16 protein-coding genes are annotated in these 14,068 nt (G+C 63.3%); 15 read left to right on the top strand and 1 reads right to left on the bottom strand.

What is annotated here, in order from left to right; genetic code table 11:
• The first annotated feature begins 183 nt into the window (after positions 1–183).
• The 13 genes from ACF8RA_RS14145 (at position 184) to ACF8RA_RS14085 (ending at position 9,848) form a co-directional block, all read left to right on the top strand.
• The gene (locus tag ACF8RA_RS14145; protein WP_176683360.1) at positions 184–717 is read left to right on the top strand and encodes a response regulator; all 534 of its coding nucleotides are present in this window, start codon (positions 184–186) and stop codon (positions 715–717) included.
• Positions 718–900: 183 nt separating this feature from the next.
• Complete coding sequence (locus tag ACF8RA_RS14140; protein WP_176683361.1) at positions 901–2,574, top strand: GspE/PulE family protein; 1,674 nt, start codon at positions 901–903, stop codon at positions 2,572–2,574.
• Complete coding sequence (locus tag ACF8RA_RS14135; protein WP_176683362.1) at positions 2,558–3,337, top strand: hypothetical protein; 780 nt, start codon at positions 2,558–2,560, stop codon at positions 3,335–3,337. Before ACF8RA_RS14140 ends, ACF8RA_RS14135 begins: the two co-directional genes overlap by 17 nt.
• A 1-nt stretch (position 3,338) precedes the next feature.
• Positions 3,339–3,881: a PilN domain-containing protein gene (locus ACF8RA_RS14130; RefSeq protein WP_392519262.1), complete on the top strand. Its 543-nt coding sequence runs from the start codon at positions 3,339–3,341 to the stop codon at positions 3,879–3,881.
• Entirely contained in the window at positions 3,868–4,431 is a 564-nt protein-coding gene (pilO, locus tag ACF8RA_RS14125; protein WP_176683364.1) for a type 4a pilus biogenesis protein PilO, read from the top strand. The genes ACF8RA_RS14130 and pilO overlap by 14 nt, the downstream gene beginning before the upstream one ends.
• Positions 4,431–4,937 carry a hypothetical protein gene (locus ACF8RA_RS14120; protein ID WP_176683365.1) on the top strand — a complete coding sequence of 169 codons (507 nt, stop codon included), beginning with the start codon at positions 4,431–4,433 and terminating at the stop codon, positions 4,935–4,937. The genes pilO and ACF8RA_RS14120 overlap by 1 nt, the downstream gene beginning before the upstream one ends.
• A complete protein-coding gene (locus ACF8RA_RS14115; protein ID WP_176683366.1) occupies positions 4,934–6,799 on the top strand; it encodes a secretin N-terminal domain-containing protein in 1,866 nt (621 codons plus the stop codon). The genes ACF8RA_RS14120 and ACF8RA_RS14115 overlap by 4 nt, the downstream gene beginning before the upstream one ends.
• Positions 6,796–7,275 (top strand): type II secretion system protein, encoded by a 480-nt coding sequence (locus tag ACF8RA_RS14110; RefSeq protein ID WP_176683367.1) that lies wholly within the window; start codon positions 6,796–6,798, stop codon positions 7,273–7,275. The genes ACF8RA_RS14115 and ACF8RA_RS14110 overlap by 4 nt, the downstream gene beginning before the upstream one ends.
• A gap of 5 nt (positions 7,276–7,280) precedes the next feature.
• Positions 7,281–7,655 carry a type II secretion system protein gene (locus tag ACF8RA_RS14105; RefSeq protein ID WP_003247965.1) on the top strand — a complete coding sequence of 125 codons (375 nt, stop codon included), beginning with the start codon at positions 7,281–7,283 and terminating at the stop codon, positions 7,653–7,655.
• Positions 7,630–8,157 (top strand): type II secretion system protein, encoded by a 528-nt coding sequence (locus ACF8RA_RS14100; RefSeq protein WP_176683368.1) that lies wholly within the window; start codon positions 7,630–7,632, stop codon positions 8,155–8,157. Before ACF8RA_RS14105 ends, ACF8RA_RS14100 begins: the two co-directional genes overlap by 26 nt.
• A complete protein-coding gene (gene csgE, locus ACF8RA_RS14095; RefSeq protein WP_176683369.1) occupies positions 8,154–8,555 on the top strand; it encodes a curli production assembly/transport protein CsgE in 402 nt (133 codons plus the stop codon). Before ACF8RA_RS14100 ends, csgE begins: the two co-directional genes overlap by 4 nt.
• A complete protein-coding gene (locus tag ACF8RA_RS14090; protein ID WP_003247970.1) occupies positions 8,552–8,965 on the top strand; it encodes a curli assembly protein CsgF in 414 nt (137 codons plus the stop codon). The genes csgE and ACF8RA_RS14090 overlap by 4 nt, the downstream gene beginning before the upstream one ends.
• A gap of 34 nt (positions 8,966–8,999) precedes the next feature.
• A complete protein-coding gene (locus tag ACF8RA_RS14085; protein WP_176683370.1) occupies positions 9,000–9,848 on the top strand; it encodes a CsgG/HfaB family protein in 849 nt (282 codons plus the stop codon).
• A gap of 181 nt (positions 9,849–10,029) precedes the next feature.
• Here the strand turns inward: ACF8RA_RS14085 and ACF8RA_RS14080 are convergent, their stop codons facing one another.
• A complete protein-coding gene (locus tag ACF8RA_RS14080) occupies positions 10,030–10,827 on the bottom strand; it encodes an RHS repeat-associated core domain-containing protein (RefSeq protein WP_392462123.1) in 798 nt (265 codons plus the stop codon).
• A gap of 750 nt (positions 10,828–11,577) precedes the next feature.
• Between ACF8RA_RS14080 and ACF8RA_RS14075 the strand changes: the two genes are divergently transcribed.
• Both ACF8RA_RS14075 and ACF8RA_RS14070 read left to right on the top strand, forming a co-directional pair.
• Positions 11,578–11,814: a hypothetical protein gene (locus ACF8RA_RS14075; RefSeq protein WP_029380666.1), complete on the top strand. Its 237-nt coding sequence runs from the start codon at positions 11,578–11,580 to the stop codon at positions 11,812–11,814.
• Between the two features lie 343 nt (positions 11,815–12,157).
• Positions 12,158–14,068, top strand: coding sequence for a sigma-54-dependent Fis family transcriptional regulator (locus ACF8RA_RS14070; RefSeq protein ID WP_176683372.1), 1,911 nt, complete (start codon positions 12,158–12,160; stop codon positions 14,066–14,068).

Raw genomic sequence — 14,068 nt, 5'->3', positions numbered from 1 at the left:
GCTTGTGGGGAACGGGTGGGGTGCGCCTGCTCAGCGTATGTCGGTTACTGGCCGGCACCCTAGTAAAATCAGTGGCTTACAGTGGTGCAACATGACTATTCACGCCTGGCACGAAGCCTGCTCAAGTCTTTACAAGGGCGTACTTCGCAGACCGGGGAACCGGGCAGTATTTGGGAGTCGACCTTGGTGAACAGAGTATTGGTAGTCGATGACGAACAGACTCTTGCGCAGAACCTGCAAGCGTATCTGCAGGCGCAAGGCCTGGAAGTTCATGTTGCCCACGACGGTGCCAGTGGTATCGAACAGGCTGAAAGCCTGGCACCGCAAGTAGTTGTGCTGGATTACCGCCTGCCCGACATGGAAGGTTTTCAGGTGCTGGAGGCTGTACGCAAGAACAGGCAATGCCACTTCGTGCTGATCACCGCCCACCCCACCGTCGAGGTGCGTGAGCGGGCCGCCGAACTCGGTGTGAGTCACGTCCTGTTCAAGCCGTTCCCACTGGTGGAACTGGCGCGTGCGATCTTCGACCTGCTGGGCATCGAGCGCCGGCGCAGGGCCACGGACAACCCGGCCGAAGGGTTCGTCGAACGACGCCAGAACAGGAACGAATCGTTCCCCCTGCAGTTGTACGATGGAAGCTGGGTGCTGGCCGACCGCCGCCGTAATGGCGCCAAGCCACCGGAGCCCGACGACGATCAACTGCTCACAGGGGAATAGCGGCGCCCGCACCCCTGGCCGAGCCAGCCTGCGACGCGCCCCTGAGCGGAGTCGCAGGCCATGCCAGAAGCATTCGATGCAACCCCGGAATCTGCAAAGCCTGCACCGATGTCTTCGCGGGCATGCCCGCTCCCACAGGATGTATGCAGCCCACAGACCTGTGATGTACCTGTGGGAGCGGGCATGCCCGCGAAGAACCCAGCAAAAATTTCCGCCTACCCCCGCGAACTGCTGGCCCAGGCCCGTTTGCAAGCCACTGACGAGCGCCTGCTCGACTGCCTGGAACGCCTGGCCTGCGACACCCCCGACACCTTCACCCGGCGCCTGGGCCTGACCCTGCATTATCCGGTACTCGACAGCCACAGCCTGCTGGCCAGCACCCCACGCTTCGACAAGGTGGCCTTGGCCCAGTGCCTCAAGCGCGAATGTGTGCTGATCGAAGAGGGCGGCCAGTTGCTGGGCGTGTTCGCCGACCCCTTCGATCCCGCTCGCCTGGCCTGGATCGACGACGTACTGCAAGGCGCGCCGCTTTACCTGGCCCACGCCGCCGACCTGGCCACCTTCCTGGCCCGTCATGAAGAAAGCTTCCACGCTGTCGATGCCCTTGACCACGACGCTGAAGCCAGCAGCGAAAGCGACCCGCTGCAACGCCTGTCGCTGGCCAGTATCAGCGAAGATCAGAGCCGCGTGGTCAAGCTGGTCAACTCCACCCTGTACGACGCCCTCAAGCTGCACGCCAGCGACATCCACCTGGGCATGACCGGCCAGGGCCTGACCATCAAGTACCGCATCGACGGCGTGCTCAACGGTGCAGGCAAGGCCAGTGGCAGCGCCTTCGCCGACCAGGTGATCTCACGTATCAAGGTCATGGCCGAGCTGGACATCGGCGAAAAACGCGTGCCCCAGGACGGCCGCTTCAAGGTGGCCGTGGGCGACCGGCAAATCGACTTCCGGGTGTCGATCATGCCTAGCATCTTCGGTGAAGATGCGGTGCTGCGGGTGCTCGACAAGCAGGACTTGTCCGACCGGGTCAGCGGCGTGCAACTGCAAGCCTTGGGCTTTGCCGACGAGACCTTGCGCGCCCTGCGTCGGTTGGCGGCAGAACCCTACGGCATGATCCTGGTCACCGGCCCTACAGGCAGCGGCAAGACCACCACCCTGTACGCCATGATCAGCGAGATCAACCATGGCATGGACAAGATCATCACCATCGAGGACCCGGTCGAGTATCAACTGCCCGGCGTCCTGCAGATCCCGGTCAACGAGAAGAAGGGCCTGACCTTCGCCCGCGGCCTGCGCTCGATCCTGCGTCACGACCCGGACAAGATCCTGGTCGGCGAAATCCGTGACCCTGACACCGCCCAGATTGCCGTGCAATCTGCGCTCACTGGCCACCTGGTGTTCACCACCATCCACGCCAACAACGTGTTCGACGTGATTGGCCGCTTCAGCCAGATGCAGGTCGACCCCTACAGCTTCGTTTCCGCGCTCAACGCGGTGCTGGCCCAGCGCCTGATTCGCCTGGCCTGCCCGCACTGCGCCACGCCCTGTGAACACGATGACGACACCCTGTATGGCTCAGGCCTGACCCGCGAGGGGGTGGCCGGCTGGACGTTCGTCCGCGTCAAGGGCTGCGGCCATTGCCGTGGCAGTGGTTACCGCGGCCGCAGTGCGATTGCCGAACTGCTGCACCTGGATGATGACCTGCGACAAATGATCGTGGAGCGCCGCCCGCTGGCGCAGATCAAGACGCTTGCCTGTCAGCGCGGCCTGCGCCTGCTGCGGGCCTCGGCCCTGGACCTGGTCCGCGATGGCCGCACCACCCTTGAGGAGATCAACCGTGTCACATTCATCTGACCGTTACTGCGCCGTATTGGGCGCCGAGGGTGTCGGCCTGGGTCGCTGGCACAAGAACCACCACCAATGGCTGGGCAGCCGCGCGTTCAGCAGCGACGCCACCCAACCGGCCTGGGATGCTGCCGTCGACGGGTTGGCCGCGCTGCTGGCCGAGCATGCGGTGCGGGGTGCCCAGTTGCGGGTGCTGCTGTCCGCCCGCTACAGCCGTTTCTGCCTGGTGCCCTGGAGTGACGCCATCGGCCACCCTCGCGAGCTGGACGCCTATGCCCGCGCTTGCTTCGAAAACCTCTACGGGCAGCCGTTGGACGACTGGCGCATCGTGCTGTCACCGGAGCCTGCCGGTGCCGCCCGCATCGCCACGGCGCTGCCCGAAGCCTTGCTGCGGCGGCTGCAGGCACTGGGCCAGGAAAGCCGCCTGAGCCTGCGCTCGGTGCAACCATACCTGATGGCTGCCTACAACCGCTGCTGGTCACAGCTGGAGCAGGGTGACTTCCTGTTCGTGCTGGCCGAGCCGCGCCGCAGTGTATTGCTGCTGGCCGCCGGCGGTGCCTGGCAGCAAGTGCTGGCACAAGGCTGCGCTGACAGCGACCAGGCCTTGCAAGCACTGATCGAGCGTACCTGTGAGCTGTACGGCGAGCACCTGCCACGGGTGTACCTGCATGCCCCGGGCCGCTGCGACGTGCCGCAACTGGCGGCCGTGCAACTGTGCCAGCCGGCCGGCGAAGCCGACCCGCTGTGCGCCATGTGGCGGGCGGTGGCCTGACATGCGCCGCCTCGACCTGGAATTTCAGCCACGACGCAGCGGCCCGCTGGTTTGGTCGCTGCTCGTCCTTGCCAGCGCCATGGTCGCCGGCCTGGTGCTGCTGCAGCAACGCTTGCAGACCGAGCAAGTGGCGCTGGAAGCCAGCGTCCATAGCCTGGAACTGCAACTGGGCCGCCGCCCGGCCAGCACCGAACCCAGGAACAGCGCCGCCAGCCGGGAGCAGGCTGAGCGCCTGGCACAAATGCGCAGTGTGTCGCAGCAACTGCAACGCCCCTGGCAGCAGCTGTTCGCCATGCTTGAAGCCATGCCGCAGGACGACGTCGCGCTGCTCGGTCTGACGCCGGATGCACGCAAGGGCCAGGTGCGCATCACTGCCGAGGCGCGCAACCTCGAGGCGATGCTGCAGTACCACCAGCGTCTGGAAGCCAGCGACGAGCTCAGCGACGTGTCGCTGCTCAACCACGAGGTGCTCGCTGCGCGGCCCGAGAACCCGGTGCGCTTCACCCTCACCGCCACCTGGGAGACCGGCCATGCGCGCCCTTGAATCGTTCAGCAGCCTGATCCTCCAGGAGCGCCTGCGCATTGTCGGCCCGGTAGGCCTGGCTGCCGTAGCCGTAGGCCTGCTCGCCATTGGCGTGGGGTGTGCCGGTGTGCTGCCGCAATGGCAAAGCGTACGCGAACTACGCGCCACCGAAGCGCAGGCCAGCGTACAGGTAGGGCGTGTCAAGCGGGGTGAGCTGAAGATTGCGACCCAGCCCGAGCAGCAGGCCCTCGACAGCCTGCGACAGCAACTGCCCGGGCAGCCCCAGGCCAGCGAACTGATCGAGCGTCTGTACCGCCTGGCCAGCGCCGAGCGCATCAGCCTGGCCCGTGGTGAATACGCGTTGGGCATCGACCCCAAGACCGAGCTGGCCCGCTACCAGATCGTGCTGCCTGTGCGCGGCAGCTACCCGCAGATTCGCGGCTTTATCAAAGGCCTGCTCAAGCAACTGCCGACCCTGGTGCTGGAAGACCTTGAGCTGCAACGCAAACGCATCGGCGACAGCGAGCTCAATGCCCGCCTGCGCATGACCCTTTACCTGTCGAGGTCGTGATGAACACACAACGTGCAGTCATCTGGGCCGGCTTCCTCGGCGTTAGCGCGGCACTGGCCTGGGCGCCGGACCATTGGTTTGGCCAGGACGATGGCGTCGCGGCCTTCGCGGGTAAACCCGCTCCTGCAACAGAAAGCGCTGCGCCCATCGTAGGGGCGGGCTTGCCCGCGAAAGGGCCGGAGCAGGCCTCCCGCGACCTGTTCCCAACCCAGCAATGGACCCAACCCAAAGCCCTGGCCACGGTCATCGAACAGCCCGTGGTCGCCGCGCCAGTACTGGCACCCGCTCCGACCGCCCCAGCCTTGCCATTTGAATTCATCGGCCGCATGGGTGACCGCGACGACCTGCAGGTCTTCCTGCAGAGCGGCGAAAAACTCTACGTCGTGCGCCAAGGCGACGTGATCGAAGACACCTATCGCCTCGATCGGGTATCGGCCAGCGAGCTGAACCTGGTCTACCTGCCTTTGCACCAGTCGCAGACCTTGTCTGTCGGGAGCGCACCATGAAGTCGTCAAAGCTGTGCAAGCCTGCTCCGTTTCTGCTCGTTGCGCTGTGCGTGGCCATTGCCGGTTGCGGCTCCAGCGCGGTACGCAAGGACAGCGATCAATTGATGAAGGAGGGCCAGTACGAAGCCGGCATCGCCCGCCTGGAAGAGGCGTTGCGCGACGACCCGCGTGACACAGAGCTGAACATCGCCCTGGCCCACAGCCGCCAGGCGGCTGTCGAGGCCCTGATTACCCAGGCCGACAGCGACCGTGTCCGCCACGACTTCGCCAACGCCCGCATGGGCTATGGCCGGGTGCTCACCCTGGAGCCGAACAACCGCCGTGCCCAGGAAGGCATTCGCCAACTGGAGCTGATCCGCACCCTGGACGAACGCGTCGCGCTTGGCCAGGCGGCACTGCGCCAGGGCGACCTGTTCGGTGCCGAACGCTACATGCGCGAAGTCTTGCGTCTGGACCCGCAGAACCAGAAGGGCATGACCCTGCGCAGCGACATCGAAAACGTGCAGGCACGCACTGCGCAGCCGTACCCGCAATTGCGCAGCAAGCTCGAGCGGCCGGTCACCCTGGAGTTTCGCGATGCCAACCTGAAGACCATCTTCGAAGTGCTGTCGCAGGTGGCGGGCATCAACTTCATCTTCGACAAGGACCTGCGCCCGGACATGAAGGCCACCATCTTCGTGCGCGAGGTGCGCATCGAGGACGCGATAGCGCTGCTGCTGGAACAAAACCAGCTGCGCCAGAAGATCGTCAACGACAACACCGTGATGGTCTACCCCGACTCGCCGCAGAAGACCAAGGACTACCAGGAACTGGTCATGCGCACCTTCTACCTGACCAGCATCGATGCCAACACCGCGCTGAACATGGTCAAGACCATGCTCAAGACCCGCGACGTGTTCGTTGACGAGCGCCTCAACACCCTGACCATGCGTGACACCCCGGACGCCGTGCGCATGGCCGAGAAGCTGCTGCAATCGCAGGACCAGTCCAATCCCGAGGTGGTGCTGGAGGTGGAAGTGATGGAAGTCGCCACCTCGCGCATCCTTGACCTCGGCCTGCAATGGCCCAACACCTTCGGCGTGCTGAGCAACGACGGCAAACCGGTCAGTGTGCTTGACCAACTGAGGGGCATTGACTCCGGCCGCATCAGCATTTCGCCGTCGCCGCAGGCCAAGATCAACGCCCAGGACAAAGACATCAACACCCTGGCCAGCCCGGTGATCCGCGTCAGCAACCGCGAACAGGCGCGCATCCACATCGGCCAGCGGGTACCGATCATCAGCGCCACCTCGGTGCCGTCAACCCAAGGCCCGGTCATTACCGAGAGCGTCACCTATCTGGACGTCGGTCTGAAGCTTGAAGTGCAGCCCACCGTGCACCTGAACAACGAAGTGGCGATCAAGGTGGCGCTTGAGGTGAGTAATGCCACGCCGCTGGAAGCCACGCGCCAGGGCACCATTCCGGTTCAGGTCGACACCCGCAACGCGCAGACCAGCCTGCGCCTGCATGATGGCGAAACCCAGGTGCTGGCCGGCCTGGTGCGCAACGACCACAACGCCAGCGGCAACAAGATCCCCGGCCTTGGCGACATCCCGGGCCTGGGCCGGCTGTTCGGCAGCAACAAGGACGACATGAGCAAGAGTGAACTGGTGCTGGCGATCACCCCGCGCATCGTGCGCAACCTGCCGTACCAGAGCCCGTCGGACATGGAGTTCTCCACGGGCACCGAGTCGGCCATGCAGGTGCGCCAGATGGCGCCACTGCCGCCGATGGACATGCCCGGTAACGCGCCGGCCACTGATGCACCGGTCGTGGACAGCCAGATGGCGGTCGTCCCGACCAACGTGAGCCCACGGCCATGAACACCCGGCGCCGCATGCACGGCTTCAGCCTGATCGAGGTGGTGCTGACCCTGGCACTGCTCGGGCTGCTCGCCAGCATGGCCGCGCCGCTGACCGAAACCGTGGTACGCCGCGGCAAGGAGCAGCAACTGCGCGAGGCGCTGTACCAGATTCGCGACGCCATCGATGCCTACAAGCGTGCCTTTGACGCCGGCTACATCGAGAAACGCCTGGATGCCAGCGGCTATCCGCCGAACCTGCAGGTGCTGGTAGAGGGCGTGCGTGATGTGCGCAGTGCCAAGGGCGCCAAGTTCTACTTCCTGCGGCGCATCCCGCATGACCCGCTGGTGGCGGCAAAGGATGAAGACGAAGGCGGCTGGGGCCTGCGCGCCTACGACAGCAGCCCAGACAACCCGCGCGAAGGCGAAGACGTGTTCGACGTGTATTCCAGGGCCCGCGGCAAAGGCCTGAACAACATCCCTTACGGCCAATGGTGACAGCCATGAAACGCAGCAAAGGCTTCACCCTGATCGAACTGCTGGTGGTGATGGCGATCATCGCCACGCTGATGACCATCGCCATGCCGCGCTACTTCAACAGCCTGGAAAGCTCGCGCGAGGCCACCCTGCGTCAAAGCCTGGCAGTGCTGCGCGAGGCGCTGGACCACTACTACGGTGATACCGGCCACTACCCCGATTCACTGGAACAACTGGTGGAACAACGTTACCTGCGCAACACGCCGGTCGACCCGATCACCGAGCGCAGCGATGCCTGGCAGTTGGTGCCACCGCCCGAGGGCGTGGCGGGCGGTGTGGCCGATATCAAGAGCGGTGCCACAGGGAGGGCGCGTGATGGCAGCCTCTTCGCTGAATGGTAAGGCCAATGACGGCTTCACCTACCTCGGTGTGCTGCTGCTGATTGCGGTCAGCAGCGTGGCCCTGGCCGCCACCGGCACGATCTGGGCGAGCGCCGCCCAGCGCGACCGCGAACGCCAGTTGCTGTGGGTCGGCGGCCAGTATGCCCAGGCCTTGCGCAGCTACTACCGCGCCTCGCCAGGGCTGGCCCAGTACCCCCAGGATCTGGCCGACTTGCTGCAGGACAACCGCTTCCCGCAGGCCAAACGGCACATCCGCAGGCTTTACCCTGACCCGATCAGCAACAGCGACGAGTGGGGCCTGCTGCGCTCGATCGACGGCCGTATCACTGGCGTCTACAGCCGCTCGGACGCTACCCCTTTCAAGCGCAGTGGCTTCAGCGCCGAATGGAGCGGTTTCGAGGGGCTGGAACACTACAGCGACTGGCAGTTCGTCGCCGAGCAGGCCTTTACCGAAAGTGCACGCGGTGTGCAGACGAATGCGGGCCCGGGAGACACGCCATGAAGCGCCTGGCTGCGCTGTGCCTGAGCCTGCTGCTGATTGCAGGGGTGGCCACCTGTGCCAAGGCGGGGGCCGAAGACGAGATGCAGGGCTTTATCGTCGATAACACCATCTCACACATCGGCCACGAGTTTTACTACTACTTCGCCGACCGCCTGCGCGCCACCAGCCGTCTGGACTTCAACCTGGTGGTACGCGAACGCCCCGATGCCCGCTGGGGCAGCCTGGTGACGGTGGAGTTCGAGCGTGAAGTGGTGTATCGCCGGTTCCTGCCACCGAACACCACCGAGCTCAAAGACGAGGCCGTCGCCGCCGCCGACCTGGTCAAGCAGCAGATCATTCAACGCAAGCTGCAGCGCCTGCTACAGGACACCACCGACTTGGAGAGGGACGAGCTATGAACCACCGCATTCCACGTTGCATTGCCGCCTGCCTGCTGGCCAGCGCCTGTGCTGCCCAGGCCACCGAGCTGGTGTACACCCCGGTCAACCCGGCCTTTGGCGGTAACCCGTTGAACGGCACTTGGCTGTTGAACAACGCCCAGGCGCAGAACGACTACGACGACCCGGACCTCAAGGACCGTGCCTCGGCCTTTACCGGCACCACAGCCCTTGAGCGCTTCAGCAACCAGCTGGAGTCGCGGATGTTGTCGCAGTTGCTGGACAACATCAGCAACGGCAACACCGGCAGCATGGCGACCGATGCGTTTCTCATCGACGTCATCGACGATTCCGGGGCCTTGAGCATCAAGGTCACCGATCGTGCCACAGGAGAAATTTCGATCATTGAGGTCAGCGGCCTGAACCCCTGAGAGGGAAGGGCTTTTATGTTGGGGAGAGAACACCATGAAACGTCTGCTGAGCACGCTGCTGATCCTCACCGCCCTGGGCCTGCAAGGTTGTGGCCTGCGCGAACCGATGCCCGCTGAACAGGACTCGGAAACCCCGACCCTGACCCCAAGGGCCTCGACCTACTACGACCTGATCAACATGCCACGCCCCAAAGGCCGGCTGATGGCCGTGGTGTACGGCTTCCGCGACCAGACCGGGCAGTACAAGCCCAACCCGGCCAGCTCGTTCTCCACCAGCGTCACCCAGGGCGCGGCCAGCATGTTGATGGATGCCCTGAGTGCCAGCGGCTGGTTCGTGGTGCTGGAGCGTGAAGGGCTGCAGAACCTGCTGACCGAGCGCAAGATCATCCGTGCATCGCAGAAAAAGCCGGATGTGGCGGAAAACATCATGGGCGAGCTGCCACCGTTGCAGGCCGCCAACCTGATGCTCGAAGGCGGCATCATCGCCTACGACACCAACGTGCGCAGCGGCGGCGAAGGCGCCCGCTACCTGGGGATCGACATCTCCCGCGAGTACCGGGTGGACCAGGTCACCGTCAACCTGCGCGCCGTGGACGTGCGCACCGGGCAGGTGCTGGCCAACGTGATGACCAGCAAGACCATCTATTCGGTAGGGCGCAGTGCCGGGGTGTTCAAGTTCATCGAGTTCAAGAAGCTGCTGGAAGCCGAGGTGGGGTATACCACCAATGAACCGGCGCAGCTGTGCGTGCTGTCGGCGATCGAAGCGGCGGTGGGGCACTTGCTGGCGCAGGGGATCGAGCGGCGGCTGTGGCAGGTGGCGGGGGATCCAGCTGATGGCAAGGCCACGGTGGACAAGTTCTTGAGCCAGAATCTGCAGCCGTGATTGACTGTTAGGGAAGCTCTGATCAATTCAGCACAGGCCGCCTGACCTGTGCTGAATTTGCTTGAAAACATTGCGAATTTCAGGTTTCGGGCAACTTGATTGGAGTTTCCCTAAAGCATTTCGAGACTTTAGCTTGTTCGATGCAGGCAATAGTACAAGCTACCGGCTAGGCGATCGGCTTTCATTGAGTTAGTGAGAAGTTGAAATGGGATGAGTGCGTTCTGTTTCTTAGTATTTTTACCTGCTCCTGATAGTTGCGCCCGTGAAGCGCACTTGGCCTGCTGAGTAGAGTAGTGGAACCCACTGTAGGGGGGGCATATAGGTTACCGATCTCAAGCAATCCACGGTATAGTGGTATGATTTCAGGGTCTGTCGGGGGCTTGCCAAGATATATCGCATCTCTAGCTTGGTCTCGTTGCTCTAGTGTAACTTCGTCGATACCTGCTAATATTAAGCGGTCTCGGTGCTTCTTTATTACCAGACGGCTGAAATCTTTGCTTCTAACCGAAAAGTAAGCATCACGTGCCGACGCTTTGATCATGACTTCTGTGTGTGGTCCCTTGAATATTTCGAGACTCTCCATGGTGTAGAGGTTTGGCTTTTTTTTGTTTAATATTTTTATGTAATCATCATACATTAATTGGGATGACCGCAGGTTGGATGCTCTTAAATTTCCTAGCCTTGACGAAGGCGGTAATTTTTGCGCGGCCAGAATTTGTAGTGGCAGAACGCTGGAATGGCCACTTGGATCAACAAAGTTGATCGGGTCTCCTTGGCAGTAGGCGTAGCTGTTGATGCCGCCTGATTGAAATGGACTTAAATTGTCCGGCGAACAAAAGCGCATCAAGCACGGCTTGTATCCGCGCCGACCATTCCCAAGTAAATATCCATCGGATATTTTGTCGAGCGGCTGATCGTTGAATGCGAGGGTTGAGTGGTTAGCCGCCATGTGCCAACCATAGGGGGTATAGCGTAGCATCGATCATTGCCCCTGGTTTATTTAATATTGTAGGTATATATAGATTAGTGAATAACGGGCCGCAATCGTTATTTTTAACAGTTGACATATACTGTTGGGGTGTGTGGCCCCCGGGTTAATCCATGCCAGTGGCTCTCACAGTGTTACCTAATATCGCCTCCGGCGCTCAAAGAGGATCTGGTAAGTATGCCCCGCGAGGGGGGACGGTCCCCGAATGAGATGGTGCGGATTGATAGGGAATCGCTCCGGCGTTTTCGTCCAGGCCTCACCGATCACCTTGAAAGGAGTGCGCCATCGCAGCCCTATCGCGACACAAGGTTCCCACATCGGCCGCAGCAGCCGGCCAGGAGTGCGATCAGGCAACAGAAGTGTTACTGCGCATGCCCTCAGCTTGAAACCCTTCCCTGACCTCGGTAGTCTTTGCCCGCTGCTGTCAATCCAGCAGTCGGGTTTGGTCACCCGCAATCATCAAGGCGCACAAGCGCCCGCTCTGCGATACAGTTGGCGCTTTTTTGTGCCCGGCTGTTTCGTTTTATGGCGGCTGTGCGTGGGGCGCCTCCGTGCGCGCCGGTTTCCTTGATTCCCGGTTGACCAACCCGCGTACAGTCGCCACCCATTCGTTTGGTCACGTTGTGTGGCGACTCCAGTGAATCAAGGAGCGACACAATGACAAAAGGCTTACCTGATCCTCCTGTACGCGCCACCACGGCGGCCTCCAGTTTCTCCACCTGCGAATGCAGCCATCCACCGTTGTTCGCCGTTCGTTCCGGCGTGGATTACGAAGATGCGCTGGTGCACCTGTCCACGCTGCTGAAAGGGGCGTTTGCGACCAACCTCAAGGCGCTGGAACTGGCCAAGGGCACCTGCCGTGATCTGCTGTTGAGCAATGACCATGGGTTGGATTCGGCCAAGGCGGTGGTGGAGGCGTTGCTGGATGGGGTTGAGAGGCAGCAGCTGGCTGGGCGGAAGGCGGCGTCGAGTGCCTGACGGGGCTTGGGTATTGGTGATAGCGATCGATATCCCTGATTGACCTCGAGGGCCTCTTCGCGGGCTCGCCCGCTCCCACAGGTACAGCGCAGTCCTCAGGCTTGGTGCGAACCCTGTGGGAGCGGGCAAGCCCGCGAAGCAGGCGACGCGGTGGATCGCACCGGCAACGCCGGTGATCGCCGGCAAGCCAGCTTCCACAGGGATTGCGCCAGCTTCAAGTAACCTGGCCAGCTACACCCCAATCCATCCACTACCAGATGACGCCCAGCCATTTCTCCCGCACACTGCGGAAAATTCCCAAGCCCGTACCCCGTCACATTGCGGGGCACAGCCGGAGTAGAAAATGGCGCGACAACTAATAACAAACGCCCACGACCCGCTGCACGAATCCCGCGAGGCCCGCCTGAAGCTGGCCAGCGAAGGCGAACTACCGCTAGGGATGCTGCGCGACGAGATCGACGCCTCCTGGCGCCGCAGCCTGGGCCACGGCCTGGACTGTCTGCAGGGCGAACAGGTCGGCCTGGGCCTGGAACAGGGCCATGACCTGCGCCTGCTGCTGGAGCGCAACCGCCTGCTGATCGATGCCGTCGCCCCCGAACTCGACTACCTGGTCGCGCGCCAGGGCAAGGCTGGCATCGTCATCCTCGGCGATGCCCAGGCCAACGTGCTGGCCATCGAAGGCCAGAAGCACGTGCTGCAACGCGAAGGCCTGCGCGATCTGCACCCGGGCAGTTGCTGGAGCGAATCGCTGCGCGGCACCAATGCCATCGGCACGGCCGTGGTCGAAGGCCGGCCGACGCTGATCAACTGCGGTGAACACTACCTTGACCGCCTCAGCCCGTTCTCCTGCACATCCGTCCCGCTGCGCGACCCGCGCGGCGAGGTGATCGGCGTGCTCGACATCACCCGCGAAGGGGTGATGGCGCAACCGCAGGACAGCCTGTCGACCCTGATGCTGGCGGCCGGCAACATTGAAAGCCGCCTGTTTGGCCTGTGCCATCCGGAGCACCTGGTGCTGGCCTTCCACAGCCGCCCGCAGTACCTCAACAGTGCCTGGCACGGCCTGTTGGCCCTGAGCCTGGACGGCGAAGTGCTGGCTGCCAACGACAGTGCCTGCCAGCTGTTGCAGGTGCCGCGTCACGAACTGATTGGGCGGCGCAGCACCGACCTGCTGGGCGAACGTTCCCCGGCCTTTATCGCTCGCCTGTGGCAGGGCGGGGTCAGCAGCGTGCAGACGGCCAAGGGCGAGTTCTATTTCCGTGCCCTACAGCTGCCGCGCCATGGCCGGGTAACCCCCAGCACACCATCCAGCAAGCCGGCCTTGAGCAAACAGTCGCCTGCACTCGATGCTCTGGCCGGTGGTGATCAACGCCTGGCGCGCAACCTGCGCATGGCTCGCCAGGGGCTGGGCAACGGTTTGCCAGTGCTGCTGCTGGGCGAAACCGGTACCGGCAAGGAAGTGGTCGCTCGGGCCTTGCACCAGGCCAGCCCGCGTGCCGACAAACCGTTCGTGGCGGTCAACTGCGCGGCCATTCCCGAAGGGCTGATCGAGTCCGAGCTGTTCGGCTACCGTGAGGGCGCCTTCACCGGTTCGCGGCGCGGTGGCATGGTCGGGCGGCTGATGCAGGCCCATGGTGGCACGCTGTTCCTCGACGAAATCGGCGACATGCCGCTCGCCCTGCAAGCACGCCTGCTGCGGGTACTGCAGGAGCGCCGCGTAGCACCCTTGGGGGCGGGTGACGAGCAGGACATCGACGTGGCGCTGATCTGCGCCACCCACCGCGACCTCAAGCGCCTGGTCCAGGAACAACACTTCCGTGAAGACCTGTTCTACCGGGTCAACGGCGTGTCGCTGCGCCTGCCGGCCCTGCGTGAACGTGAGGACCTGGCGGCGATCATCCAGGGCCTGCTGGACAAGGCCGATGCGCGTGGTGTAACCCTCGACCCGGCGTTGACCGCGTTGCTCGAAGGCTTCGACTGGCCTGGCAACATCCGTCAGCTGGAAATGGTGGTGCGCACCGCGCTGGCCATGCGCGAGGATGGCGAGCAGGTGCTGACCCTCGATCACCTTACCGACTGCCTGCTGGACGAACTGGCCAGCAGCACAGCGCCCTCCGGCAGCCTCAAGGACAGTGAACTGGAACAGATTCGCGGTGCCCTGGCGCGCCACCAGGGCAACGTCTCGGCCGCCGCCGCGGCACTGGGTATCAGCCGGGCGACGCTGTACCGCAAGCTCAAGCAGTTGCGCGGCTGA

Source organism: Pseudomonas sp. FYR_5, assembly GCF_043106315.1.
Lineage (GTDB): Bacteria > Pseudomonadota > Gammaproteobacteria > Pseudomonadales > Pseudomonadaceae > Aquipseudomonas > Aquipseudomonas putida_Y.
This window is presented reverse-complemented; position numbering and strand designations above follow the sequence as displayed.